Origin of the sequence: Devosia submarina, from assembly GCF_003056345.1 — a bacterium.
In the GTDB taxonomy this organism is placed as follows: domain Bacteria; phylum Pseudomonadota; class Alphaproteobacteria; order Rhizobiales; family Devosiaceae; genus Devosia; species Devosia submarina.
This window is the reverse complement of record NZ_PYWB01000009.1, coordinates 139,941-165,744: the sequence shown is the minus strand read 5'-3', so window position 1 is coordinate 165,744 and position 25,804 is coordinate 139,941. Positions and strand designations below refer to the sequence as shown.

Genomic DNA, 25,804 nt, shown 5'->3' with positions numbered 1-25,804 from the left:
AACCGGCGATATCGCCTCATAGAATGAAGTCCCGTGGGCAAATCAAGACCACTTCCGCTGGTCGGAGCCTCATGGGAACTTCACCCTATCACCCAATATTGCTCGAAATCCGGATGGTCGCTGGCACAAGTTCCGGACAGCAACCCCACAGGAGACTCAATTAGCGCCTGCACGGGCAGGTCAGACCAGCGACACCACCCTGCCCCGTCGTCGCAGGTTCGACTATGTAACCCAGAGCCGTAATCGTCGAGATCAGTCGGGGCAGATCCAGACCCGGACCCGGCCTGATCGTCATGGTGCCGCCCGAAAGCGACACGCCGACGTAGTCCACACCCTTGAGGGATAAGGCGGCATTCTCGATGACGCTGATGCAATCCGGGCAAGCAATGCCCGAAATCGCGAATGTCAGTTTGTCGGGGCGGCTCATGTCTCGAAAGTGACCTTGCCGGCTTGGTCGAATTCGTAGACGTCGTCGCGGAAACTGACGACGCCGTTCCGGTTCGCCCAGGCCGAGATATAGGTGGTGTGGAGCTCGGGTGGGTTGCTGACGTTTACGTCCTTCCTTTCACCGGTCGAGAATACGGTCGCCACCTCATTTGGTCCCCAATCCCCGTTGTCGCGGAGAACCCACGTCACGAAGTCATGCACTTGGTCCACCCGCACGCATCCCGAGGAATAGAAGCGGGCATTCTCGCCGAACAGGCCTTTGGTGGGAGTGTCGTGCAGATAGACCGCGTGAGGGTTGTGGAAGTTGATCTTGACGTTCCCCATCGAGTTTTGCGGCCCTGGGTCCTGACGGAAAGAGTAGTTGACTGCTTCTTCCGTCTGCCAGTTGATCTGGCTGGGCTGGAGCTCGTTGCCGCTGCCATCGAAGATCCGGATCTTCTGCTCGGTCAGGTAGTTGGGGTTCTCGTTCATGTACTTGATGAGATCCCGCCGGATGATCGATACCGGGACGTTCCAATAAGGATTGAAATTGATCTGGTGGATGCGGCTCTTGAGGATTGGAGTCTGCCGGTCGATGCGCCCCACGACCGCCGTGTGCCGGCGTTGCACCATGCCCCCCTCCACTACTTCAATGAAGGCTGCAGGAATGTTGACAACGACGTAACGGTCGGCCAAGGCCGGCGCCATGGCTTGGACCCGCAGCAGGTTCAGCCGCAGCTGGTGCAGGCGTGTTTCCGCCGGTACGTTGAGGGCGTACCAGGTCGCTTCGTCAACCTGGCCATTCACCTGCAGTCCGTGACGGGCCTGGAATCGACGCAGGGCGGCATCGGTCGCGGCGTCCATCGAGTCGTCGACATTGTCCACCATTGGCATGTCCGCGGAGGCAAGCAAGCGTCTCTTGAGCTGGACCACTCCGTCACGGGAAATGCCCATGGTGACCCCATAGGTTTCCTGCGGTACCTGCTCCCAACCGCCTCTCGCGACAAATGGCTCATACTGCGCGATGGCCATCTGCAAATTGTTGACCGTGTCATATGACAGGATGGGCTCGACTGTATCGATGGCCTGGATTGCTGCGGCGCTGTTGGCCTCGCGTTCAGCGTCACTGAGGCTCTTGGTCTGGTTCATCATGTCCCAGAGCGACTGAGCACGGGCCGGACCGGTGAGGGGCAGCAAAGCTGCCATAGGCATGAGCTTGAGGAGGTCTCGTCTTTTCATTTTCGTCTCGCAAGAAGGGATGCATGGACTGCCGGCCTTGAAGGGCAGCGATCATAGGACGCAACCGGCCTGGGCCTTGGTGACCGCAGGACCGTTCTTCATGATGCGATCGGAGGGCGGAACACGCTCGAGCGAACGGAAAGTTGGCGGGAAACCGAGGTGCCTCGTTCGGGGCTCGAACTGGCAGCACTGGCGGGAAGGCGTAAGGACGCCGCAGTAGGGATGACCGCTCCGGGGCAACAAACTGGAGAGTGGATGGCCGTACCGCCGCAATGGTGCTGAACAAGCGGAACACTCTGGACGATCACGGATCCGCCCTGCTCAGCCTCGGCAGCGAATGTCGCGTGATGAGCACCAAGAATCAACAGGAGCATGGTCACAAGGAGGGCACAGGCACGGCGCACAGAGCGTCCCGCCACGGCTGTTCCGGCGATCGATCCGTGCTCATGGGACGGCTGCTTCATAACGCCAGACACCATAGCCAAGACTTCGGCAACAATAGGATGATCTGTCCTTATGCGGTGGCCGGCAGGTTCTGCGTGGCCAAGTCGACTTCCTCGAACGTCGGGCGCACTTCGGACATCAAGGCCTTGCGACCGAACTCCACGGCCATGACTGGCACCTGGCCGGAGATGTGGGCAAGGAGCCCGGCCTTGAGCGAAAGGAAGTATTTGCTTTCGGACTCGTAGATCCCACGCAGCGATTGGGCCATCGGCCCGAAGAAACCGTAGGCGATGAAGACGCCGAAGAAGGTCCCCACCAAGGCGCCGCCGATCATATGGCCGAGTACCTCGGGTGGCTCGTTGATCGAGCCCATGGTCTTGATCACGCCCAACACGGCAGCCACGATGCCCAGCGCCGGAGTACCGTCCGCCAGGGTTTGCATGGCATTGACCATGCGTTCCTGTTCCTGATGGTGCGTCTCCAGCTCTTCGTCCATGAGCGCATCGATCTCATGGACATTGTTGGCGCCCATGGTGACCATGCGCATGTAGTCACAAACAAACGTTACGGCGTGGTGGTTCTTCGCGAACGTCGGGAAGGCATTGAACAACGTGGATTCATGCGGGTGCTCGATGTGAGCCTCGAGCGCCAGGATACCCTTGGACTGGACGAGCTTGTACATTGCGAATTGCATGCCCAGCAGTTCCAAATAGGCCTTCTTGTTGTACTGCGGCCCTTTGAACAGCTTTCCGAACACCCCCAGCGATCCCTTGAGCACTGCACCCTGGTTGCCGATGATGAAGGCACCGAGGGCTGCCCCGAGAATGATGACGTACTCGAACGGTTGCAGAAGCACCTCGAGGTGCCCCCCCATTGCGGAATAACCGCCGAACACACAAACAAAAATCACGACGATGCCAGCAAGAAGGCGCATATTGGTTTCCGCTCATATACACGTCCCAAAGGTATGCTGCTGTGCAGACACCTTCAGGACTCGCGGCATGATGCGGTGTTAAGCTTAAGCCGCCGTAAAGGTGCGAGTTCAAAACGCACCACAGGATTTGCGAAGCGCGCGACTCTGCTATGGGTGAGCGGAACTCAATCGACAGCAAGCCCGCCCCATGAACATCCTTGCCGATCCTTTACATATTCACACCGGGCTCCTGGTGTTCTTCACAGTGTGCATTGTCGGACGCCGATTCAAATCTACGGCCTTGCCTCTGATCTGCGTTATAGTCGTTGAGGTGGCGCTCCTTTGGCCTGGGCTGACCGGAAGCTCCGATCAGCGTCAGATGGCCCTGGCAAGCTTCCTTTCCGCGATCGTCTGGCCCTTCGCCATAGTGGTGCTGAGCAGGCTTGGTCTGTTGAACCTCCTTTCCGGAGCACCTCCATCGCACCGCGAAGGAACCTCGGGGAACAGCTAGCCTAAATTTCGCGTCTTCGTCTCCGGTGAGCTGCAGACGTGGGCGACACCAATGGAGAACGGGATGAAGGTGGTGATCGAGCTGACGACCGATTTGCCGCGACAGTACTCGGGTCACTGGGTTCACGCTCGTCATAATGCCGATGAGGTAGCTCGAACAGCTGCCCCAATGAGATCAGAGTACAAAATCAACCAGGAGCTTCGCGTTCAAACCAGCGATCACGACAGCTATTAGGACAGCGAACGCGATCAGCCATTTCGGCGCAACCATCGCTCCCATTTTTTCCCTGTCCGAAGTGAACATCACCAGCGGAAACACCGCGAATGACAGCTGCAAACTGAGTACGACCTGAGTCAGGATCAGGAGCTGCGCAGTGCCTGACTGTCCGAACCAGATGGTGACACCCGCCGCCGGAACAATCGCGATGGCACGGGTGATCAGGCGGCGAAGCCATGGTGGAAGCTTGATGTCGAGGAACCCTTCCATCACGATCTGACCCGCCAACGTCGCGGTCACGGTCGAGTTGATGCCGCAGCACAGCAAGGCGATGCCGAACAATGTCGGCGCTATCGCCAGCCCGAGCATGGGCGCCAAGAGGTTGTGCACCTCTCCCAATTCCGCCACTTCCGTCTGACCGGCTACATTGAAGGTAGCTGCGGCGAGGATCAGGATGGAGGCGTTGATGCACAAGGCGAACATCAAGGCGACCGTGGAGTCGATGGTGGCGAACTTCAGGGCCTCGCGTTTCTCAGGCAGGCTGTTGCCGTAATCCCGCGTCTGCACGATGCCTGAATGCAAGTAGAGGTTGTGCGGCATTACCGTGGCACCGAGGATACCCAGCGCCAGGTAGAGCATCTCGGGGTTGGTGACGATCTCCGTGGTCGGTGCGAAGCCGCGGACGACATCGGCCCAGTTCGGATCGGCCAGCGCGATCTGCACGACGAAGCATGCGGCGATCACCGCCAGCAGCGCTATCACCAAGGCTTCCACCCAGCGGAAGCCGAGCTTCTGGAGGTAGAGGATCAGGAACACGTCGAGTGCCGTAATCAGGACGCCGATCTCCAACGGGATGCCGAAGATCAGGTTCAGGCCAATCGCCGTTCCGATGACCTCCGCTATGTCGGTGGCGATGATGGCGATCTCGGCCAATCCCCATAAGGCATATGAGACCGGTTTGGGGAAAGCGTCGCGGCAGGCCTGTGCCAGGTCCCTCCCCGATGCGATGGCCAGTCGGGCGCACAAGGACTGCAAGACAATGGCCATAATGTTGGACACTAGGGCGACCACTAGCAGTGCATAGCCGAACTTGGATCCACCGGCCAAGGAAGTAGCCCAATTGCCGGGATCCATGTAGCCGACCGCAACTAGGTAACCGGGCCCCACAAACGCGGCTGCCCGCCGCCAAGTCGAGCCGGTGGTACGGACTGGAACTGTCCTGTGCACGTCGGAAAGCGAAGGCCCACTATCGCTCCGAGCCCAACCGGTAAATTCTTTCGGAGCACGTTCGTCCATCCTCCGCCTCACATGCTATTGCAAATCATTTGCAATAATGAAGTATTTCTCGCCATGTTGGCAAGCCTCATTCATATTTGTAGCAAGACGAGCGTAGCCATTATGCGAATAAGTCTAAAGCTTGCGCCTGCGCAAAGACTTGGCCCAAAGAGGCAGTTAAATCCCGCAGCGAGAATACCTGTCAACTTGCCAGCATGAGACATTCACCCCATGATCGCCGACCGGCGAACTTAGTTGAGTGATCCGATGGAAGGTGAATTTGCCAAATCTCAACTGTGTTTACCATTCTGCATCAAGGAGCCTCTCGAATGAAAAATGTTCATATCCGCCGCTGGGCCCCAGCCGCTATCGCTCTTACCTTGCTCCTTGTCGCAGCTCCCCTTCCTGTCTATGCGCATGCTGAACTGCTTGAAACCGTACCCGGTCAGGAGCAGCCCGTCTCCTCAGCTCCCAAAGAGCTGCGTCTCGCCTTTTCGGAAAGTCTGGAATTAGCTTTCGCGAATGTCACGGTAACGGGAGATGATGGTCAGCAGATAGAGCTCGGCACCTTGAGCCTTGCACCGATGGATAATAAAACAGTCATCGTTACAGTGGCGGACGAGCTGCCTAGCGGTACGTACATTGTGGAGTACTCGATGGTGTCCAATGACGGACATAAAATTGAGGGTAGTTATACCTTCAAGGTCGCCCCATAAGATTGGACCAGTTACTCTACGCCGTTCGGTTCCTCCACTACTCGGCGGCTTTGCAGCTGTTCGGTCTGGCGATCTTCCAAACATGGATTGCGCCCCCTCGCCTGCAGCGGACCCTTGCCGGTCCGTTGCGGCAACTCGCGATCGTGGCTGCAACGATACTTCTGGTTAGCGGTGTTGCATGGCTTATGCTTATGGCCGGGACCATGGGATCAGGTTGGACTGATACTGTAAACCCGGTTGTCATCAACGCAGTAGCGTCCAAAACATCATTTGGCCAGGTATGGTTATCGCACCTGCTGATCTCGGCTTCCCTTCTGCCTCTTGCCGTGTTCGGTCTGGGCAGCAGTGCTGGTTGGGCAGCACTTTCATTGCTGTGTGCGTTCGCTCTTGGCAGCCTTGGACTGATCGGGCATGCAACCATAGTCGATGGCTTTGTCGGACTTCTGAATCGCCTCAGCCATGTCCTTCATGCACTGAGTTCCGGGTTCTGGCTGGGATCGCTGCTGCCGTTGCTATTGTCGCTGAAATCGCTCTCATCTCTCGAGCTGGGGAGTGACGCGAACCTAGCCTTGCGTAAATTCTCAGGCCTGGGCCACTACGCTGTGGCAATCGCACTGGCGACCGGTGTCTTCAACAGCTGGATCATTTTGCGCCAAGCGGAGCTCAACATTGCGGTGCCCTATCAAGCCTTACTCGCTGTAAAGGTTGGACTGGTCGGCGTGATGTTGGTTCTCGCCTTGGTCAACCGCTATATTTTTGTCCCGCGCATCCCGAACAACGGTCCCGGCGCCCGTCTGCTGTGGAAGGGAACGGTAGCCGAGATATTCGTCAGTGCCGCAATCATTGCGTTGCTGGCCGTCCTTGGAGTTTTGTCACCCACTTGAGCAAGCCTTGGATGCCAAGGCAGGACAACCATAAGCTGCACACAACATAGCTCGTGGGGACACCATCGGGAATCGTTTACTGATCGTTTCCGAACCGACCGAGCCTGCTGACCCCCATTATACCAAAATGTAGCACTCGGTTCCTCTTTGCTATGTGGACAACAATCAGGCATCGCAGGCGTTGAGTGCCCGACCTGCGACAACATCGTCCTTGCTCCTCCAGTGGCTTGAGGTTTTAGCCTGCAGTCAGTGATTGGAGTTTCGCATGTCAGAGAACCGAAACGCACCTACCCTACTGCTCCTCGCATGGACGTTGGCGTTGGTCGCGACGCTTGGCGCCCTGTTCATCGGCGAGGTCATGGGACAGATGCCGTGCGTGCTGTGCTGGTATCAACGGATCGCAATGTTCCCCCTGGCCCTGCTACTCGGGATAGCTGCTCTCCGCGGTGACCTTGCGGCTTGGACATATGCACTGCCGATTTCAGTCATCGGGCTGGCCGTCGCGGGCTACCACTCCCTGCTCTACGCCGGGATCATTCCGGCGCCGATCGTTCCCTGTCAGGCGACCGGCCCCTCCTGTGCCGGAGAGGGCATGCTCTTCGCGGGCATCCCAATTCCCTACCTGTCGGCACTTAGCTTCGCGGCTATCTCCGTTCTCCTGCTGCCACTCAAGAGGAATACCCCATGAACTCCCGCACTGCCGTTTATGTCGTCGCCGCAGTGGCCATTTTGGTCTTTGGCGTCGCTACATGGCTTTATCAACAGCCTCAGTTGCAGTCATCCAGTGCAGCGCCCGTGTTCGCCACGATCGAAGAAGCGGGTTATGTGCGCCCCCACTCCCCGGTCATCGGTGCTGCCGATGCGCCGGTGACCATCACAGAATTCTTCGACCCGAGTTGCGAGGCCTGCAGGGCGTTCTACCCCATCGTCAAGCAGATCATGGATCGACACCCCGGCCAGGTGAAGCTGGTGCTACGTTATGCGCCGTTCCACGAGGGATCCGACCAGGCCGTCAAACTCCTTGAGGCGGCCCGGCTGCAGGACAAGTTCATCCCGGTGTTGGAGGCTCTCCTTGCACGGCAGCCTGAATGGGCGGTGCACGGTGCACCTGACCTCGATCTCGCCTGGGGAATAGCGGGGGAGGCGGGCCTTGATGTCGCACAGGCTCGGCAAGACGTGATGCGTCCGGGCATGATCGGTGTCATCAATGCCGACATGGCGGACATCGAGACATTGGGCGTGCAGCAGACCCCGACCTTCTTCGTCAACGGCAAGGCTCCTGACAGCACGGATCCCCAGGCGCTTGCCACCTTGGTTGCCAACGAGGTCGCCGCCGTTCGATGATCGAAAAGGTCGACGTGCTGGTGATCGGGGGCGGCCAGGCCGGCCTGGCGGCTTCATGGCGGCTGCAGCAGGCCGGCGCCTCGCACGCGGTCATCGATGCTTCTGACAAGGTTGGCGACAGCTGGCGCCGGCGATACCATAGCCTGACACTCTTCACCCCCCGGCACCTTAGCGCCCTGCCCGGCTCGCCTCTGCCAGGCGATCCGAATGGTTACGCCACCCGCATCGAGTTCGCAGATTATCTCCAAACCTATGCTGCAAGGCATGGCTTGCCGGTGATGAGCGGCACCAAGGTGATCCGGTTAAGTAAAACCACCAAAGACTTTATTGCCGAGCTGGACAACGGTCCGATGGTAGAGGCGGGGTCAGTGATCGTTTGTACGGGGGCCTTCCAGCAACCTATTGTTCCCGGGCTCGCTTCTGGCATCAGTACCGACGTGGTTCAGCTGACAGTCTCCAACTACAGGAACTCGATGAGCGTTCGGCCCGGACCGGTGCTCATCGTGGGCGACGGCGCCTCGGGACGTGACATCGCCATCGACTTGGTCAAGACCCACAAGGTCGTGCTCGCGACGGGTAAACCCCGTCGGCTTTTCCCCGAGCGAATACTCGGGCGAAGCACCTGGACCTGGATGGACCGCCTCGGCCTTCTGTCTGCATCCGCGACATCGCCGTTGGGCAGGATCATGCAGGCCACGGACCCGTTCCCCGATCGAGGACGGAGTTTGACGGCCCTTCGCGAGCTCGGCGTCGAAGTGCGGCCCCGCCTCGATCGTGTGGAAGGCCGAACCGCATGGTTCGGTAATGGAAGCAGGGCTGATGTGAACACGCTCATCTGGGCGGTCGGATACTGGAATCATGATGACTGGATCGATGTTGATCGCAGCAAAACCGGGATTTTCTTCTTGGGTCGCCCATGGCAGCGCAACCGAGCCTCAGGTCTTATTGTGGGTGCCGGTCGCGACTCCGAGATGGTTGTCAAAGCGGCTCTGGAAGCCGCCGGCTAGCCGTGATCGTAATCGTGGTGATCGGGAACGTCTTCTCCTGGAGACAGTACCCTGGCATCGATCAATGTCGGAGCAGTCCCGGCGACAGAGACACTGACCGGGACTGTTGCGCCAGGTTCCACGGCTGTTGTGGCTAGGATATATACGCCGCCTGGCTGCATGTAGAGCTCGGCACGTGCGGGTATTACCGGGGCGATCTCCGCTCCTGACGCAGAACGCAGCTCTGTTTCAGATGCGCCCAAGACGTCAACCTTCAACGAGCCAACTTCGGTCAGGGTCCGGTTGTTGATGACAAGAAAGACCTCCAATCCGCCCTGTCCATCGCTTGTCGCCCAGGCCTCTTCGAGCACAACGCCATCTTGGATGACGACTGGCAGCTCGGATGCACCCGCGCCTACAATCATGACGGCCAACGAAAGAAGCGTAGCTGAAATAGTCTTCATAGGGGCAATGTCACACTCGGATCTCGTGCTGGCAAGGCTTCATCGATCCGGTCAAAACATGCTTGCTCCTCTAGCGGCTGCAGGAGTTAGGCTCCTCGTCTCTTCACCAAGGAGGTATCGATGGGCCATTCGCACGGAACTAACGACCGGAGCCCGGGTCGGGGCAACAGGCTGCTGATTGCACTGGTGCTGAACTTGGGCATTACCGTTGCCGAGGTGATAGGCGGTGTGATGTCAGGCTCCCTGGCATTGATCGCGGATGCCGCCCACAATTTGTCCGACGCCGGTTCGATCCTGGTCTCCTATATTGCTTGGCGCATCTCGCAGAGGGCGGCAACGCAACGGCGCACCTTTGGCTATGCCCGGGCGGAAACCGTAGGGGCGCTGATCAATCTCACTACGCTGATCATGATCGGACTTTACCTGCTGTGGGAGGCAGGCTCCCGCTTCCTTCAACCTGCGGAAGTGGTGCCGACAACGGTGCTGATCGTCGGTGCCATAGCGTTCATTGAAGACGTTGCAGCAGCTTGGGTTCTTCGCAAGGATCTCGGCAGCCTGAACGTCCGCAGTACGTTCCTGCACATGATCGCCGATGCACTCGGCACCGTGGCGGTGATCGCCAGCGGCCTTGCCATCATGGTCTGGGGTCCATCCGCTACGTGGGTCGATCCGGCAGTCACGGCGCTCATCGCCATTTACGTTCTCATTCACGGCAGCAGCGAGATCCGGGCGTCAATTTCGGTACTGATGGACAGTGCACCCAAGGGCTTCGATCATGATGGTTTGCTCGCCCATCTTCGCGCCACCGATGGTGTGGTTGACGTCCATCACCTTCATGTTTGGGAGATCAGCGAAGGCCGCACCGCCATGGAAGTGCACCTGGCCACCGACAGGAACGATCTGGCGGCGGCGACCGACATGAAGGAAGCGCTGAAAGAAAGTTTGCACGACCATTTCCAGGTTGAGCATGCAACGATTGAAATCGAACATGCGGACCGGGTGGAACACAAAAAGGGTCAGGACACGACCTAGCATCGGAGCGTGGCGCGCGTGGCGACGAAGGCGGTGAAGCTGAATGGCGCCCCTCAGAGTTGCCCCGCTATCGTGCCTTGGGGCGTACCGGCGCCTTCAGGTAGTTGCCGTGCAATGACTTCGGTGCATTCTGCGGTGCACGGACGTAGGCCCTTGGTCCATTTTGCCCTGGAACTTACCGTGTTAGCATTTCAGTGGGGAGGTAAATGAAATGGACGAGCGCGCCCGTCCAAGGATGCTCTTTACGGAATCCATGTTCCAGTTCCTGGTTGCCCTGTCTGTTCTGGCGATATTGGCCCTCCTGGGCTGGCACATTTATCATCTGCTTTTTCCACACTGGCATTCGCGCTGAGCTCCGGCACAGAACCATACGGTAACCATGACGCGCTAGGATGACGGACGCTCAAACGGACTTACCGATGCTCATCCACATTCTACGTGCCGTCACACTGATCGCAGTTGTTTTCTTCATTGGTGGCTGCAGCCAGTTCGTGGGTGACAATCGCCACAACGTGCCTGTGCCCAAGGCCCTACTGGATCGCATGACCGAAATCGGATCCTCCCCCACCGAGGCCATGGCAATCCGCGTGTTCAAGGAGTCGTCCGAGCTGGAAGTCTGGAAACGGACGAACACCGGACGGTATGCCCTGCTCAAGAGCTATTCGATCTGCAAGTGGTCGGGCGCTCTTGGACCCAAGATCAAGGAAGGCGATTACCAGTCACCGGAAGGCTTCTACGAAGTTACCCCCGGATTGATGAACCCGAAGTCGGCGTATTGGCTGAGCTTCAATGTTGGCTTTCCGAACAAGTTCGATCAGGCCTGGGGCCGCACCGGCACCAACTTGATGGTGCATGGAGACTGCAAGTCGGTGGGGTGCTTCGCCATAACGGATGCGGGGATCAAGGAAATCTACGCCATGGTTCGCGAGTCATTTCGCGGCGGCAATCGCTCCGTTCATCTGCAGCTGCTGCCGTTCCGCATGACCGAAGCCAACCTAAGCGCCAAGGCATTCAGCCCTCACGCTCCATTTTGGCGTAATCTCAAGGAAGGCACCGATATCTTCGACGCGACAGGGCAACCGCCTGCCGTTGATGTATGCGAGCGGAGATATGTCTTCAACCGCAACACGCCCGGCGCCCCGCCCTTAGATCCTAACGGCGTCTGTCCTGTGCAGTCTTACTCGACCATGGCCGCCATCTGAGACCAGGCTCCATCCGTCGCAGCTCCTTCGAGGTACCAGCCTTTCGCAGCATCCGGCCAAACAAGTCCGAGAGGCTATCTCCTCTTGAGACCCTCCGTGCCGCCATTTCCTGTGAAAACTATGCCGCCGGCTTCCAGGGCGGAACGCACGGCTTCCATGGTTTCGCTGCTTACGATGCCTCCACCCTCGAGTGTGGCTAGCGTACGGCGGCTAGTTCCGCTCGCCTTGGCCAGGTCCTCTTGGGACCAGGCCAACAAGGCTCGCGCTGCTCGCACCTGGGCAGCACTGGGAAGATGATCGGTCAATGCAAATGCTCCGAATCGGATCGGTAACCATAGCTTAACCGAAAAATTCGCCGTTGCACATTTTGAGAAAGAAGGCTTGACTTTCTTTGCATGCTCCTATAGTGACTATACATACGGAAGCAGTGAGCGCCTCTCTTAAGTGGCAGCCGCAATAACAGTCCTTCCCTCCGCGTCCATACGGACGACGATCCCAAAACTGGAAGACCGATGGGCTTGTCCGCAAGGACAAGGAGGAGAATTCATGCTGTTCAAACAAGATGCGGGTCACTCGTCCAATAAGAAGCCTCGCCGGCGTAAGAAGAGCCAACGTTCCCGCATCCAGCACGACCTGAAGCAGATGATGCAAGGTCAAGAGCAGGTGACGTTGGTTGGCGAAGACCTTTTGTTCCGTGCTGTCCTGAATGATCTCGGAGGTGAGCCTCCCACGACCGCACCGTTCCAGGTCCTGTGCAACAACACCGCCGTCACCGTGGTGGGCATTCCTGACAGGCTCTGGAACAAGCCGATCGCCATGGCAAGGCTCGAACGGGCCAGAAACCGCATGCACGCTCTAGGGCGACGCTGCATCTTGTTGCCGCAGTCTGGCCTGCGTCCCGCCGGCTTGGACCTCGGTGGCGGATCCGGCCTGTTGCTTATGCTCGTAGACGAAGCCAGCATCATCCACGATCTAGCCTGTCCACCCGGACGGCGCCACGATCCTGCTGGATGCTTCGCTCACTTGATGATGTGTGGGGCTTCCTGCCCGACGCACTAGTACCCTGACACTCGCCGGGCATGTTCAAGCTGCGTCTCTCTCGTGAGACGTGGGTGGTTGCACACGTCCGGCTTCAACTAACCACCGCCTCCAGGCACTTCGATCTGAACACGTGCTCACGCACGAGAGGAGAAGTCATGTCCATAAACCAGCCACTCCAACAAGCAACGGACGACAATATCCGTAGCGCTCGCCGCAAGAAAGCCGATCGCCTTCGTCACAGTCTCGAGGCCATGCTGCGTAGCCATCGCGGCCTTGTCGTGCTCGGTACCAACCAGCTCGTAACGGAACTGGCGCGCCGGCAGGAATTGGACGAGCACGACTTCTGCCAGTTCGATATCATGCTCAAGAGCCGCCGCATCTGCCTGGTCTGCGTGCCGCAGGTTCACTGGAACAATCCCGCATCCATGACCCTTTTCAACGAGGTCAAGGCCGCCGCAAAGGCGTCGGGGCATGAAGTCCTCCTGGCTCCTGAAGCGCTTGTTGGCAGGCCGCAGCGGTTGGACAATAGCCGCGTCACCTTCGGGCCGGAGTACGAGGTCAGCGGGACCGATCGAATGACCGTGATCTCCTACCTGCTCAAGAACGGCGGCGGCACCCTTGCGCAACTCGCCGGCTTGCTCCGCCATCCTGATCCGGTCGGGGCTGTTCTCCACCTTGGGGTGATCGGGGCGATCGACATCGATCTCAACGCGGCCATCGCTCCGGCAACCACGGTTCGCTTCAAGCAGGTTCGTTGAGCTCATGCCAAAGAACATCGATTTCCTGGGCTGCGACCCAGAACAGACTGCCGCCATATTGGAACGGCTGGCGACTGACTTGCGCAAGTTGGGGTTGGGACAACATCCTGCCCCAGCCCTGCTCCGGGAAGCGCCGCTCCTTCGTGGCTGGTCATTTGAGCAGCGTCCCCGACCCTGCCTCACCGGTTACATGTTCAACCACCCGCTCATCGCGGAAGGAAGGACAGGAGTCACTTCGGAGATCTACGCGATCGATCCGGGACGTCGCTGGGTCAGGACCCTATCCCGCTTCTACGAACTCGGTCCGGCAACCCTGCATGGCTTGGTCGACTAAGCATCCGCCCCACGTTCCGCCGACCCACTCTCCAACACGACCAGGCAGGCACGACCATCTATTGAATTGGTCGCCTGCAGCTCAGGATAGGAGCCAAACATGGCAGACAACGAACCAGACGACTACTTCGACGATGATCTCGAACCTTCAGACGACGCTGTGAAGTGCCTGCCCCTGGCGTTGCTCGAAAGCGTGGTGGGGGCCAAGGGCATCCAGGAAATCTCGACACGCAACGGGTTTTGCCTCGTCGTTCAAGCCCCTTCGGTTGACTGGGTCACACCCATCTACAAGGCCATCAAGCGGCTGGGCGACTGGGACTACTATGTCAACAAGAGCTCCATGAAGCGTTCCCGTTCCGATGACGACACCTCCGAACGGATGGTCGAGGCGCTCGCCGGTGGTGGGCGTGTGTTCGGCGTTTCGCAGCAGCCGGCGGAGCTGTTGCCTTCCGCCATGCTGACTGCTGCCGACAAGACGATCGTTCTCCCGCCGATTCCCCCGCAGGCGATCAGCAAAGCCATCAAAGCAGTCACGGGAAACCTTCCGGTGGAGGTGCCGCCAACGCTCGGACGCGGTCTGACGTTCGACGAAATTGTCTCGTGCATTCGTCGCAATGCCACTGCGGCAGAATGCGTCGATCGACTTCGCCGCGCTGCGGATAGCAAGGTGTCTGCCGTTACATCGAGCGAGGACGTCCCGCCGATTCAAAGTCTTCATGGCATGGGTCCAGCAAAGACCTGGGCGCTTGAACTTGTCGATGACCTGGAGGCATGGCGCCGGGGCGAGATCTCCTTCGGCGAAATCAGCAGTGCTTCCTGCATAATCGCGGGTCCCCCAGGGGTTGGCAAGACAGCACTACTTCGTAGCTTGTCGAAGAGCACGGGACTTCCTCTTGTCGCGACCTCTGTAGGTGAGTGGTTTGCAAGTAGTCCAGGGTACCTCGACAGTATCATCAAGAAAATCGACGAGACATTCTCTGCTGCCAAGGCCGTTGCACCAGCGATTGTTTTCCTGGATGAGCTGGATGCTGTGCCGTCCAGGGCGACTATTTCCCCACGCGGAGCAGACTGGTGGTTACCCGTCATCACACATTTGTTGACAACCTTAGATGGAGCAGTTTCCGGCAAGACCGACAAACTCGTGGTAGTAGGCGCTACGAACCATCCTGAACGCCTCGATCGCGCCCTGACCAGGGCTGGCCGTTTCTCCAGAATCCTAGAGGTTGGCCCTCCGGACGAGGAGGCCCTTGCCGGTATCCTACGCCAGCATCTGGGGAAGGATCTAGCTAACGTAGATCTTCGCGAGGCCGCCCGACTTGCAGCAGGTAGTACAGGAGCGGTTGTGGTCGAGTGGGTGAGGGCTGCAAGGCGACGTGCACGCATTGCAAAGAGATCCATGTCGATGGCTGATCTCCTTGAGGTAATCGCCCCGCCTGATGTTCGCACGCCTGAATTGGTCTGGCGCATCGCGGTTCACGAGTCGGGGCATGCCGTGGCCGCGTATGCAAGCGGGCTGGGCCGAGTGAATGCAGTGTCCATTGTCCAAGGTAGTACCTTCGGTGGCTACACCATGGTGGAGCACGACGGAAAGGCACCGACACGTCGGGAGATGGAGCGGATGGTCGTTCAACTACTGTCCGGGCGGGCCGCGGAAGAGGTCATTCTGGGCGAAGCTGGAACCGGCTCGGGCGGTGGGCCGCAAAGCGACCTGGCTGTTGCGACAAGGTCCATTGGTCTCTTGCACTTGGGCACCGGTCTGGGCAGCCACTTGGTCTACCAGGCCAATCTTGAAGAGGTGCCGATGGTGTTGGCAACCAACCCGGACGTTCGCATGGAGGTGGAGAAGGACCTTCGCCGCTTGTACGCCCGCGCTGTGGCGCTCGTGCGCGAGAACAGGGTCCGGGTGGAGGCGCTGGCAACGGACCTGGTGAAACAGCGGCACGTCGGGACCGAGCGCTTCCTGCACATCATGGGCGAGAGCTCGACCGCTCTCGGTGGGAAGGAGACCGCGAATGGATGACACATTGCTGATCCGGGTGCTTGCCCGCCTGGTTCAGGTACGCGTCCAACTGGGTGACAAATGCTATGAGGACGCCGTTCATGGCGCCCTCACGGCTATTGCCCGATCCGCCATCCGGGAAGCCGAGAGGCGGGCAGGCCTGCCGGAACCTTATGGAGTAAACGTCATCCCTCTCGGATCCCGCCGCCTTGAACATGGGGCCGAGACCGATCGACCTTCATGAGAGGGCGTCAGTGTGCCGCTATGAAGTCACGTAGTGCCGACCACGTTGGAACTGTGCAATGTGGTCGGACATCACTGGCTAACTGCCGGCGGCAACCGGTGGCTGCGCTCTCTTTCCGGCTTCATAGCCTGGCGCCGCAGTTCATCCCCCCTGAACCGTCACCATGATCACTGAGGTTCTATACCCCTGCGTAAGCTTGTTCCGGTGTTGCCACCACACAAGAAGTGTCCTGCCTAACTTCGCCGCAAGACCGACGGACCCAGGATGTGGCAATGACAATCCCGCCTAGAGATCATGCCCGGCGCCTACGATCAACTACACCGCGTCCTTCTTGGCCACCCCCCGGCTGAAGCGCCTGAAAGCTGCGCTCAATGGTACGACTGTCGAGGTTTTCGGCGCCGGCCGGTGCGTGATTTTTGGCTCTTCTTCGTATTCCTCGGAAGGATGGCATGGCGGGATCGCCAACGTTACCATGTCCTGTGTGTCGCTGGCTTCAGGCTCGAATACTTCTTCGTTGAGATACAGTCCCAGATCGTAAACAGAAGATGTGTCATCGCGGGAAACAGTCACCATGCGGTGTAGTTGCCTGCGTTCTCGGCGCAGAAAACCTAGCACAGCATACAGGTCCTCATCGGATGGGCGCTTACCACCTGGCGTTGGTGCAACGGCTCGCGACGCAACACTGACATAGCCCGCCACCAGCGAAGCGAGTTCTCCCAGGAGCTCTCCGGCGAGCGTCATCTGACCGCCAACGTCTACAGGGGTCATGTCAGGATGCGGGGCCCCGTTCGGCCTTGGCCTACGAGGGCCGTGCAGGTGGACTTGGAACTGCTCCGGATGATGGTACTCCATTCTGGTTTCTTGTTTGCTCTTCGGTCGCTTGACGAAGAGGTATTCGTCGAAGTCCTTTTCGAGCCGCTTAACCGTTTCAGCGAACCGGTCAGCTGTCAGTTCCGAAGCGTGCTGCTTGACGAATTCGGTGCCCGCAAGCTTTTGACCCATCGGCCTGGCACGCGCGTAGCGGTGCAGGACGAGCAGATCATTCAGTCTCGGTTCTGTGGTATTTGCCTGGATCTTCTTCTTGGTCATGGATTGTCCCCCTATTGCGAGGACCATCCCATCTAATTCTTGACCGGCGGTGAATCGAGTTCACCGTCCGAACTTGCTTGCCCTGGGAATGACCACGCCATCCACCCGATCGATGTCGTTGTCGAAGTCGGGATCCATGAGGCGGTCGGCGGTGGCCTGGAACATCTCTGTTACGTCGGCAACGACTTGCTCCTCTATGGCCGCACAGATCACGTAGATCGCTGCATCGAAGGACTGCGCGTTCTCGCGCTCAAGAAGCTCGGGCTTCTCGCGAAGGATCGGGACGGCCCACTCGAAATCGGCGTCCTCGGGGACAACCATCTCTTTCACCTCGTTGTAGGTCAGGTGGAAGAAATGTTCCGGATCGCGCCACTCGTCAGGGTTCTGCTCCAGGTCGGCAAGTACGGCTTCACGGGCGTTCAACACGAGCTGCTTGTAAGTGGTCTTGGCGGGCATTCGGCTATCCTCGATGGGGTGAATTCCCTGATCATCGATCGACGCGACGAAATAATCCAGAACGCATACGGAACCTTTTTCAGCGTTAATTTTGGGACAATCGTTTCGGCAGGCGGTGGCATCCGGAACCGGCCCGGAGGCATCTCTCGTGCCTGTTCCCCCTGCCGGACCGGATCCGGCACGCTCCGTATAAACGCGCCAGATAAGCGCGCCGCTCCGGACCTGATCCGGCACCGAGGTGCATTCCCGCTACACGGTAACTCCTTGAATAAACACATATTTTTCGTTTTTCTTCGGTTGCTTCGAAGGCAAACGTCTGGATAGTCACGACCATCGGCAGCGCAACTCCTCCTCCTCGCTTGCCACCGAAAGGAATGATCATGAAGTCTCCGCCCGTCTTGAACTGCTCCGCTTTTGCCCTTGTCCTGGGCATGGGATGGGGTTCTTGGCAAATGTACTTGGGATGGACTTGGGCACCTATCCGCCCGCATGCACGCATGAAGGCGTTTGGTCATCGTAGCCTTAGTTCATCCAGTTTCGCCGATTGGTCTCTCCATCTCGAGGGGTCTTGCTGGGATCGCTACCTCCAGCAGTTCCTGATTTCTCTTTACAAGAAGTCGGTGCGGCCTCGGCCCCTTGTGCCACTCGTCCCGGTTGCGCCGGGCCGGCATTCTCATGCTCGTGACCGCGGCTTCCTGCGCATCAAGTCGCATGGGCCGGTACGGCGTCCCCGCCTTCGCTTGCAGATCGCCAGGCGTCGTGACCGTCGCAAGGCGATCGACGCAGTCCGCACCGTGCCCAAGCAGTCAGCATAGCTTGAAGCAATGGGAGAGCCCGGGTCCTGGCAGACCCGAGCCCTCCACTTAGCAGATCATCGGGCCCAACCACTCGAGCCATTCCGATGATCACCAGTCAAGGCGCTCACCGACGAGGTGTCGCCACCCTCGATACAAGCGTCATGCCCCTCATGGATGCGGCCCTCCTGGATCGGAGTCAAGGTCGCGTCCCTGTCGAGTACGACGGGAAAGAAAATCATGCTCGATCTTCCATCCACTCTTTCTGGGTCCTTTTCTGTAGGCCGTGCACCGGCCACTGGCATGCAGATGGTATCGCCCGTGCCTGCCAACGATACGCAATGGCCTGTCGGCCAGCCGGACCGCTGCGATCTCATCGTCGAAGAGTTGGTGCCCTCCGGGGCGTCCCGCCTCTCTCCTTTCGACGAGGCCGGCAACCCTCGCGCCCAGCACGTCTCGACCAAGGCGAGCACCAGCATCGTTTGCGACCTGCTCACGACCAAGACATTCGTGGCGGAAAGCACAATCGAGTCCCGGTTCCTTCTCACAGCCATGGCGGACCGCACGGTGATCCACATCCAGGATCAACCATCGGCGATCCAGGTCGTGGGACCCGATGGCAAGCCCTTCAGCCACACCTTCGATTTCCATACGACCATCGAGTCGGGCACGAGGGTAGCGGTGTTCGCCAAGCCCAAGGACCGCACGACCACTTCCGAAGCCCAGACCCTGCTCCAATGCTTGGCGGACTCGTTGCCGGTCGATTTCGCGGACATGCTGGCCCTGGTCACGGAAGAAGACCTTCCGGCCTGGTTGGTCGCCAATGCGGTCCTCCTGATTTCGGTACAGCGTGATCCGTGGACCCATCTTCACGACGCAGTCCTCCACACGGCGAACGGCTTGGGCGGTTCGATCCAGATGCGCGACCTTGCTGCCATGCATGGTGGAGGTCGCAAAGCCTTCCGTCCCTGCGTCCGCCTGATCGCGGACGGATTTCTTGAACTCGTCGAACCCGCTCGCATCGACAGCGCCTGCTTCGTGCGCTCCAGCAATGAAAGGCAAGCTCGTGAAGCTGCGTAACACAACCCCACGCATCGAACCCGGCCCGTTGGCCGCCGTAATCGACGGATCCTGCATCTACAAGGTGCTCGTCCGCGACGAGTCTGAATTCGTGCTCGTTACCTTGGACGGTGACGCCGACGAACGTACCATGTCCCGCACCGAGATGGACCATGGTGTCCGCGATGGCAAGCTGCTTGTCGAGGAAGGTTATTTCACTCCGAGCGGCAGCATTGCCGGTCGCAAGTCGCGCTTCCGGGTGTTGGGCGAATACCGCAACCAAATCCAGGTGCAGGTTCTGTGCGACCTTCGGTGGGCCGAAAAGCTCAAGCAAAGCCGTGACAAGACCGGCAGCCCCTCGCTCTCGCACAATGCGCTGACGCTGTGGATCGAGAAGGAATATCCAGCCATGCTGGTTGAGCTTCGCCCGATCCTGGCAAGCTTGTCCACGGATGGCCAAGCCGTCAGTTCCGCTGAGGCTGCCAAGCGTACGAAGAAGCGCAAGAACCGTCGCTGGACCACCATCGATGCACCCGGTGCGACCGCTCTTCGGGATGCCTTGCGCAAGCTCGAGGCCAACAACTGGGACGTGATGGTCCTGGTACCGGGCTGGGAGAATTGCACCGAAGGTGGCCCCCGGATCGACCCCGAGATCCGGAACGCGCTCAAGGAGATCGGCGAAGGCTACAAGACAGAAATGAAGCCTTCCTATTCTGGGCTTCGCCGTAAGCTGCGCGGCAAGCTCGATGTTCTGAACGCAGGCCGTCAGGTTCCGCTGAAGCTTCCCTGCCTCCAAACGGTCATCAGGGTCGTGCGCGATACCATGCCCGAGGTCGAAGCCCTGGTCGGCCGCGAGAACATTGCCGCGGCTCGCCAGAAGTTGGCTATGGTCGGCGAAGGTCCCAAGTACACCCGGGTCGGCGAGCACGTCATGATGGACTGCTGGCAGATGCACCTGATGTCCATCTACAAGGAGTGCGGTCGCTGGAGCCTTCTGGGCCCCGAAGAGAAGGATATCATCAAGCCATTGCGGGTGTGGGTCGCGGTTCTCCAAGACAGCGCCACCGGTTGCATCCCCGGCATCTCGTTCTCCATCTCGGAGAAGACGGACGCCGTGCTGGGGGCGTTCCGCATGGCGTTGATGGACAGGAGCGGCATTGCCCGGCTCCTGGGCTGTCAGCAGGACTGGCTTGAGCCCTTCAGTTTCGATTGCGTCGAAACCGATGGAGGTCCTGTGTTCACCACAAAAGACTTCTGGATGCCAGCCGCGTCCATCGCGGGACACGTCCGCAAGTCCGCAGGCGACCACCCTCGCCTCCGCGGCAAGATCGAGCGCCTTTTCGGCACCATGGACAAGATGTTCCTGCCCGATTTCACAGGCAGGACAGGGTCCAACGTGTTGGACAAGGGAGACTACAATCCTCAGGCCAGGGCGACCATGGCCGTGGATGCAGTCTGCAACAGCCTTATCCGCTGGATCGTGGATATCTACCATCTCAGCCGGCCAGCAGCCGTAGGATCGCAGTCGCCCTACCGAAAGTTCAAGCGCCTCGCCGACGAGACAGGCCTGAAGCCGGCGCCGACCAAGGAACTCCTGCGCAAGTCCTTCGGGATCGAAGTCGAACGGGAACTCGGGCGCTGGGGCATTAGGCATGCCAATGTCATGTACTATCGCAGTCGCCGGCTGGAAGCCTTCCTTCAACAACACGGTCCACAGACCGTGAAGGTACGCATCGATCCCCTGGACATCGGGCAGATCAGCGTCCTGCTGGACAAGACATGGGTCACCGTGGGCGGACCTCCCGAACTCGATGGCTGCGGGCTGCACGAATGGATCTCCGTCAATCGCGAACTCGAGCGCCGCTACTTGGCCGAAGAAGCGCTTGATTGGCCTACGGTGGCGCGTGCCATGCGAGATATGGAATCTGCCAGCGAGGCGGCAATCGCGGAAGCTCATCTCCGGGATCTGCAGGTCACCGGCAAGAACCTGGGTCCTCTCGTTGCCTCCCTGAAGCTGCACGTCGTCTACGACAACGATCCTGGTGCGCACCGCAACGTGCCCTCGATCGGTGCCGGCACCATGGGGCGTGCCTTTGTCCCATCGGGTGAACGCCCTGCCGTGTCGAAATCCTATGAGCCGCCAGCGCCCCAGACCTCTTCCAGTTCTGGCAAAGCGGCCCCCAAGGGCCTGTGGAATCTGCTCGACGACTGACCCCCTGCGCAGCCGAGGTCGGCTGCGCCAAGAACTCAATGGAGTATGCTCATGACTGTCCAATTGCTCGACGAAACCCATCCCATGCTGAAGCCCGTCGTGGAGATCCTCAGCGCCTATGTCCTGCCCACACCCGACGTTGCCAAGGTAAAGTCTCGCGTGAAGGAACTGCACGATACCGTGGCCCTCCGGAACGATCCCGACCTTCCGTTCGATCCCGGCAATCGCCTGGAGTGCCGTGCGCTGGCCTTCACCGCCCCGAGCTTCTACGGGAAGTCGCGCTCGATCAGGGAAGCGCTGAAAAGCCTCCCCCCGATCGTTCTGCCTGACGGATCGCATCTCGAACCGAAGGTACTTCGCTTCCGCTGCCCGAGCTATGCGAGCATGTCAACCTTTCTCAACAGCCTGCTGCGGGCCACCGGCTACCCCGATGGACGGGACATGCCGCCTGGGGCGGCCCTGTCTCGTCTCATGCCCGCTTTGGCAACCCGTCGCTACACCGCCCTGTGGCTCGACGAGTTTCAGTGGGCCCTGTATCCGGCTACGTCTCCGGGTCGATCCCGCCAGGAGGAGGAGAATGCTGTCTGGAATACGCTCAGCGGCATCCTTGACAGTGCACAATGGCCCATCCCGGTAGTGGTCAGCGGGCTTCCTTCCATCGTGGCCAGCATCAATCATGACAGTCTCGAGCGACAGGCTCTGCGGAACCGGTTCGACTTCGAGTCGCTGACCGCCATGACCCTTGCGAACTCGGGGGACGTGACCGCGATCTTTACGATCTACAGCGGGCTCGTCGGGGTTTCCGTACAGGTGGATACCGCCCTGGAGATCGAGAAGCGTCTCATCCATGCGGCCAATTACTCTCTGGGACTGGTTCTTCTTCTGATCAAGATCGCTTTCGCTCGTGCCGCGGCGCGCGATGACAAGACGGTCGCCATCGATGATTTCAAGGCAGCTTATGCGGTCAAGATGAACTGCCGCGATGAGGCAAATCCGTTCGCGGTCGACCAATGGCGCGAGATCGACCCCACCTTGATCATGGCACAGTCCGCTGGCGAACGGCGTCCTGCTCCGCCTGCCCCTTCTGCCAAGAAGAAGAAATAGGAAAGAGGATCGACATGCACGTTTCGCCGCTCTCCATCACGCTCGACTTGGGTCGGGAAGAAACTGGAACCAGCTTCGCCTGTCGTCTGAGTTCACTGTGGAATGTTGCGCCGGGCCAGTTCTGGGACGACGTTGGCGTTGGCTTCCGTAAGATCGTCGCTGGTGACGCCACGACCTTGGCGACGCTTGCGGAAATCGCCGGCGCCGACGCGATCCAACTGGTCCGTAACTCGCCCGTGAGGCTGCACAGATCGATGCTGCTCGTTCGAGGTGAGCAAGTTACACCCTTCGAGTACCCCAGGGGCCGCTATCGTCTTTGTCCTCTCTGCGCCAAGGAAGACATCGCGGCCAATGCCGACCTCCGACCAGATCAGGCTGTGCACGACCGCGTTTGGTGGCACTCGTTGCCCTTGCGGACGTGCCCCATCCACAGGCACCCCCTCGTGGAGGTCAGGACCGACTTGCCCGAAGGGTTCGGCTATCACGATTTCAGCTTCAGGGTGGGCGAGTTCTTCCACGACCTGGACGCGCTGGCCAGCGTCTCTGACCTGCGCGACCCCTCGCCCTACGAGGTGTACTACATGGAGCGACTGGAGGGACGGGCTCCCATGCTCCCCTTCCTATCCGACCTGAAGCTCTACCAGGCCGGCTCTGCGTGCGAGATCTTCGGGCGCCTTGCACTCTATGGCCCCAAGCGTCGTTACGCCTCGTTCAACGATGGCGAGCTTGCAGATGCGCGGGACGCCGGCTTGGCGGTACTTACCAAGGGTGAGGATGGTATTGGCGAACTCTTCGAGCGCCTGCTCTGCGAAGGGGACCAGCGGCTGACCCGCAGTCACACTGCCGCGGGCTCCCTGGGCACAGCTCTGACCTGGTTGCATTCCGTGAGCGAGCAGGAGGAACTGAATGCATTGAGGAAGGTGGTAGCGACCAAGATCTATGCCACTTTCCCGACATCCGGGCATGAGTGCTATTTCGATGTGCCCAACAGCGCCCCGCGCCTTCACACCGTGCATGACATCGAGCGTCGGTTTGGTGTGGACTGGGTCACGGCGGGCCGGGTCGGCAAGTTGGCCGGGGTCATCCGCCCTGTTCGAGCTGGGCCGCGGCCAGGGCCCATGGTGATCATGGCGGACGATGCTGAGCGCCTGTTCGGCGACTTCGTCGATGTTGTCTCCATTATCGCCCTGGCTCGCGAGCTCGGTGCCACCCAGGAGCAGATCCTGGCTTTGGTGGATGCAGGCTTTTTGAAGCCTGCCTTCGAGGATCGGAAATTGTTGATGTCGTTCCGGCGGCCAGAGGTCGACGCCTTTATCGACCGTATCTCTAAGGGCGCCGAACAGGTTCCACTTCGCGGCAAGGAAATGGTGAGTCTCCGTCGCGCAGGTTGGCGGTCTGCGCCCCATATGCTCGAACTCGTCCGCGCCGTCTTGGAGGGTAAGCTGTCCTGGTTGGGAAGGCTATCAGGGGAAAGGCTGTTCCAAGGTCTCCTTCTCCTCCGCTCCGAAGCATACGGTCTGTTCGGGAAGTCGACCACCGGCAAGCTATTCCGTTCAGCCCACGAGAATGGACCAAGTGGCGTTGTGCTGAGCTCAACCTTAACCCAGACCGAACTCTGCAAGCGGTGGCAGGTCAAATCGGAAGCGGTTGTGGAACTTCTCGACTCCGATGAACTCGTCGCACCCTCTCGCGGCTCAAAGGGGGTGAACTACTTCATCGATCCACTATCGGTGGCCCAGTTCGAAGCTCGCTACATCTCATTGGGGATGTTGGCACGGCAACGAGGGGAAGATCGTCGAAGGACTAGCGCGGTGGTCAGAAAAGCAGGAGTGGACAAAGCTTTCCCGGAATTGAGAGGGTGCTTCTTCCCAAAGGTCCACCTCCAGGACGCGGGCCTGCTTTAAAATCAAGGCCGGGACACTCCCGGCCTTCTTTTTTGGCCAGAATCTGAGCGGGACTATGGTAGAGAAGTGCGGGCCCTTTTCATTTAGAGCTCGTCAAAGCCCCGGATTCCTTGGGCTAAATCTCGCCGATGAGCGAAACGGCGTCACTCGTGACAACTTTCCTCATCCTCGAAAAATCAGTTGTTCCCTGCTTGATCGGTGGGCCACAAGCTGCTGCGCCGACGGCCATGTTCAAGCTATCGCTTGGCTCTATGTGCCGGTGGTGAGCGACATTTGCCGCCATGAAATGGCGCTTTCCACAAGCGCCAGCGCGTTCCATGCGCCTCACGCAAACGTCAGCATGAGCCATGCGTACCAAGCGCGCCGTTAACCTTGTTTGTTACCGCAGTGTTAACGGGACCGGTCGCATTTTGCCGGAAATTTCGACGCCCCCTTAATCATGCGAGGACACCCATGAAGCGTATCGGCATCATGCTTTCCGCGGCCCTGCTGCTTTCCGGCGCTGCGGCCCATGCTGCGGATCTGAACTGGAACAGCAGCCCCGGCAATATCTATTCGGCGACGCCCGCCAGCGACTGGTCGGGCTTTTATGCCGGTGTTAACGCCGGCTATGGCTGGGGCAGCACGACCAGCGAACCGACCGGCGGCGGGCCGGAAATCGACAACAATTCGGACGGTTTCCAGTTCGGTGGCCAAGTCGGCTACAACATGGACATGGGCGGCTTCCTAGTGGGCGCGGAAGCCGATCTGCAATGGGCAAATATCGGCTATTCCGAAGACATTCCCGGCGGCAGCGTTTCTGAATCCAACATCGACGTCTATGGCACCATTCGCGGTCGCGCCGGTATGACCTTTGGCGCCGTGATGCCTTATGTAACCGGCGGTTTCGCTGCAGGTCGCGGCACGACCAGCATCACCAATGCAAGCAATGTCGTGACCTCCCAGTCCGCCAACCATGTCGGCTGGACCGTTGGCGCAGGTCTCGAGGCCAAGGCGAGCGACAATATCACCGTCAAGGCCGAGTATCTCTATACCGACCTGGGTGCCCAGACCTATAGCGGCCTGCCGGGTGGCGATATCGACGTCACGCAGAACTTCAGCGTGGTTCGCGCCGGTTTGAACTACAAGTTCTAGCAATAATACTTCGGAAGCATGGAGG

At 59.4% G+C, this 25,804-nt stretch carries 25 protein-coding genes; 17 read left to right on the top strand and 8 right to left on the bottom strand.

Annotated features, from left to right (window positions below; all coding sequences use genetic code 11):
- Positions 1–160 precede the first annotated feature (160 nt).
- The 4 genes from DDE77_RS14810 to DDE77_RS14790 all read right to left on the bottom strand — a co-directional run bounded on the left by DDE77_RS14810 (position 161) and on the right by DDE77_RS14790 (position 5,045).
- Positions 161–427, bottom strand: coding sequence for a heavy-metal-associated domain-containing protein (locus DDE77_RS14810; RefSeq protein ID WP_108398248.1), 267 nt, complete (start codon positions 425–427; stop codon positions 161–163).
- The gene (locus DDE77_RS14805) at positions 424–1,665 is read right to left on the bottom strand and encodes a L,D-transpeptidase family protein (RefSeq protein ID WP_108398247.1); all 1,242 of its coding nucleotides are present in this window, start codon (positions 1,663–1,665) and stop codon (positions 424–426) included. The genes DDE77_RS14810 and DDE77_RS14805 overlap by 4 nt, the downstream gene beginning before the upstream one ends.
- A 514-nt stretch (positions 1,666–2,179) precedes the next feature.
- Positions 2,180–3,043, bottom strand: a complete 864-nt coding sequence (gene motA / locus DDE77_RS14800) for a flagellar motor stator protein MotA (protein WP_108398246.1) — start codon at positions 3,041–3,043, stop codon at positions 2,180–2,182.
- 664 nt (positions 3,044–3,707) lie between these two features.
- Positions 3,708–5,045, bottom strand: coding sequence for an Nramp family divalent metal transporter (locus DDE77_RS14790; protein ID WP_108398244.1), 1,338 nt, complete (start codon positions 5,043–5,045; stop codon positions 3,708–3,710).
- Between the two features lie 308 nt (positions 5,046–5,353).
- On the opposite strand from DDE77_RS14790, the gene copC reads away from it, so the two are divergent.
- The 5 genes from copC (at position 5,354) to DDE77_RS14765 (ending at position 8,975) form a co-directional block, all read left to right on the top strand.
- A complete protein-coding gene (gene copC, locus DDE77_RS14785) occupies positions 5,354–5,740 on the top strand; it encodes a copper homeostasis periplasmic binding protein CopC (protein ID WP_108398243.1) in 387 nt (128 codons plus the stop codon).
- A 2-nt stretch (positions 5,741–5,742) separates the two neighbouring features.
- Positions 5,743–6,624 carry a copper homeostasis membrane protein CopD gene (gene copD, locus DDE77_RS14780; RefSeq protein WP_108398242.1) on the top strand — a complete coding sequence of 294 codons (882 nt, stop codon included), beginning with the start codon at positions 5,743–5,745 and terminating at the stop codon, positions 6,622–6,624.
- A gap of 265 nt (positions 6,625–6,889) precedes the next feature.
- Positions 6,890–7,312 (top strand): disulfide bond formation protein B, encoded by a 423-nt coding sequence (locus DDE77_RS14775; protein WP_108398241.1) that lies wholly within the window; start codon positions 6,890–6,892, stop codon positions 7,310–7,312.
- A complete protein-coding gene (locus DDE77_RS14770; protein WP_108398240.1) occupies positions 7,309–7,968 on the top strand; it encodes a DsbA family protein in 660 nt (219 codons plus the stop codon). The genes DDE77_RS14775 and DDE77_RS14770 overlap by 4 nt, the downstream gene beginning before the upstream one ends.
- Complete coding sequence (locus DDE77_RS14765) at positions 7,965–8,975, top strand: flavin-containing monooxygenase (RefSeq protein ID WP_245895283.1); 1,011 nt, start codon at positions 7,965–7,967, stop codon at positions 8,973–8,975. Before DDE77_RS14770 ends, DDE77_RS14765 begins: the two co-directional genes overlap by 4 nt.
- Here the strand turns inward: DDE77_RS14765 and DDE77_RS14760 are convergent.
- Positions 8,972–9,418 (bottom strand): copper chaperone PCu(A)C, encoded by a 447-nt coding sequence (locus tag DDE77_RS14760; protein WP_108398239.1) that lies wholly within the window; start codon positions 9,416–9,418, stop codon positions 8,972–8,974. The genes DDE77_RS14765 and DDE77_RS14760 overlap by 4 nt on opposite strands.
- A gap of 120 nt (positions 9,419–9,538) precedes the next feature.
- Here DDE77_RS14760 and DDE77_RS14755 point away from each other — a divergent pair, with 120 nt between their 5' ends.
- The 3 genes from DDE77_RS14755 to DDE77_RS14750 all read left to right on the top strand — a co-directional run bounded on the left by DDE77_RS14755 (position 9,539) and on the right by DDE77_RS14750 (position 11,652).
- A complete protein-coding gene (locus tag DDE77_RS14755; protein WP_108398238.1) occupies positions 9,539–10,450 on the top strand; it encodes a cation diffusion facilitator family transporter in 912 nt (303 codons plus the stop codon).
- 211 nt (positions 10,451–10,661) lie between these two features.
- Positions 10,662–10,802, top strand: a complete 141-nt coding sequence (locus tag DDE77_RS19540) for a hypothetical protein (RefSeq protein ID WP_157959853.1) — start codon at positions 10,662–10,664, stop codon at positions 10,800–10,802.
- 67 nt (positions 10,803–10,869) lie between these two features.
- Positions 10,870–11,652 (top strand): L,D-transpeptidase family protein, encoded by a 783-nt coding sequence (locus tag DDE77_RS14750; RefSeq protein ID WP_245895281.1) that lies wholly within the window; start codon positions 10,870–10,872, stop codon positions 11,650–11,652.
- 74 nt (positions 11,653–11,726) lie between these two features.
- On the opposite strand, the gene DDE77_RS14745 is transcribed toward DDE77_RS14750, so the two are convergent.
- Positions 11,727–11,957, bottom strand: a complete 231-nt coding sequence (locus tag DDE77_RS14745) for a helix-turn-helix transcriptional regulator (RefSeq protein WP_108398237.1) — start codon at positions 11,955–11,957, stop codon at positions 11,727–11,729.
- A 241-nt stretch (positions 11,958–12,198) separates the two neighbouring features.
- On the opposite strand from DDE77_RS14745, the gene DDE77_RS14740 reads away from it, so the two are divergent.
- The 4 genes from DDE77_RS14740 to DDE77_RS19535 all read left to right on the top strand — a co-directional run bounded on the left by DDE77_RS14740 (position 12,199) and on the right by DDE77_RS19535 (position 16,027).
- A complete protein-coding gene (locus DDE77_RS14740; RefSeq protein ID WP_108398236.1) occupies positions 12,199–12,711 on the top strand; it encodes a hypothetical protein in 513 nt (170 codons plus the stop codon).
- 137 nt (positions 12,712–12,848) lie between these two features.
- Positions 12,849–13,451, top strand: a complete 603-nt coding sequence (locus tag DDE77_RS14735; RefSeq protein WP_108398235.1) for a hypothetical protein — start codon at positions 12,849–12,851, stop codon at positions 13,449–13,451.
- Between the two features lie 433 nt (positions 13,452–13,884).
- Positions 13,885–15,804, top strand: a complete 1,920-nt coding sequence (locus tag DDE77_RS14725) for an AAA family ATPase (RefSeq protein ID WP_108398233.1) — start codon at positions 13,885–13,887, stop codon at positions 15,802–15,804.
- The gene (locus tag DDE77_RS19535) at positions 15,797–16,027 is read left to right on the top strand and encodes a hypothetical protein (protein ID WP_157959852.1); all 231 of its coding nucleotides are present in this window, start codon (positions 15,797–15,799) and stop codon (positions 16,025–16,027) included. The genes DDE77_RS14725 and DDE77_RS19535 overlap by 8 nt, the downstream gene beginning before the upstream one ends.
- Positions 16,028–16,342: 315 nt before the next feature.
- Here DDE77_RS19535 and DDE77_RS14720 read toward each other — a convergent pair whose 3' ends face one another.
- Positions 16,343–17,116: a hypothetical protein gene (locus DDE77_RS14720; RefSeq protein WP_157959851.1), complete on the bottom strand. Its 774-nt coding sequence runs from the start codon at positions 17,114–17,116 to the stop codon at positions 16,343–16,345.
- Between the two features lie 60 nt (positions 17,117–17,176).
- Positions 17,177–17,806, bottom strand: a complete 630-nt coding sequence (locus tag DDE77_RS19530; protein ID WP_157959850.1) for a hypothetical protein — start codon at positions 17,804–17,806, stop codon at positions 17,177–17,179.
- 800 nt (positions 17,807–18,606) lie between these two features.
- Here DDE77_RS19530 and DDE77_RS14710 point away from each other — a divergent pair.
- The 5 genes from DDE77_RS14710 to DDE77_RS14690 all read left to right on the top strand — a co-directional run bounded on the left by DDE77_RS14710 (position 18,607) and on the right by DDE77_RS14690 (position 25,779).
- Entirely contained in the window at positions 18,607–19,446 is an 840-nt protein-coding gene (locus DDE77_RS14710; protein ID WP_157959849.1) for a hypothetical protein, read from the top strand.
- Positions 19,433–21,637, top strand: coding sequence for a Mu transposase C-terminal domain-containing protein (locus tag DDE77_RS14705; RefSeq protein ID WP_157959848.1), 2,205 nt, complete (start codon positions 19,433–19,435; stop codon positions 21,635–21,637). Before DDE77_RS14710 ends, DDE77_RS14705 begins: the two co-directional genes overlap by 14 nt.
- Before the next feature lie 63 nt (positions 21,638–21,700).
- Positions 21,701–22,741, top strand: a complete 1,041-nt coding sequence (locus tag DDE77_RS14700) for an AAA family ATPase (RefSeq protein ID WP_157959847.1) — start codon at positions 21,701–21,703, stop codon at positions 22,739–22,741.
- Between the two features lie 14 nt (positions 22,742–22,755).
- A complete protein-coding gene (locus DDE77_RS14695) occupies positions 22,756–24,645 on the top strand; it encodes a TniQ family protein (RefSeq protein ID WP_157959846.1) in 1,890 nt (629 codons plus the stop codon).
- A gap of 453 nt (positions 24,646–25,098) precedes the next feature.
- Positions 25,099–25,779 carry an outer membrane protein gene (locus DDE77_RS14690; RefSeq protein WP_108398226.1) on the top strand — a complete coding sequence of 227 codons (681 nt, stop codon included), beginning with the start codon at positions 25,099–25,101 and terminating at the stop codon, positions 25,777–25,779.
- Positions 25,780–25,804: the final 25 nt, after the last annotated feature.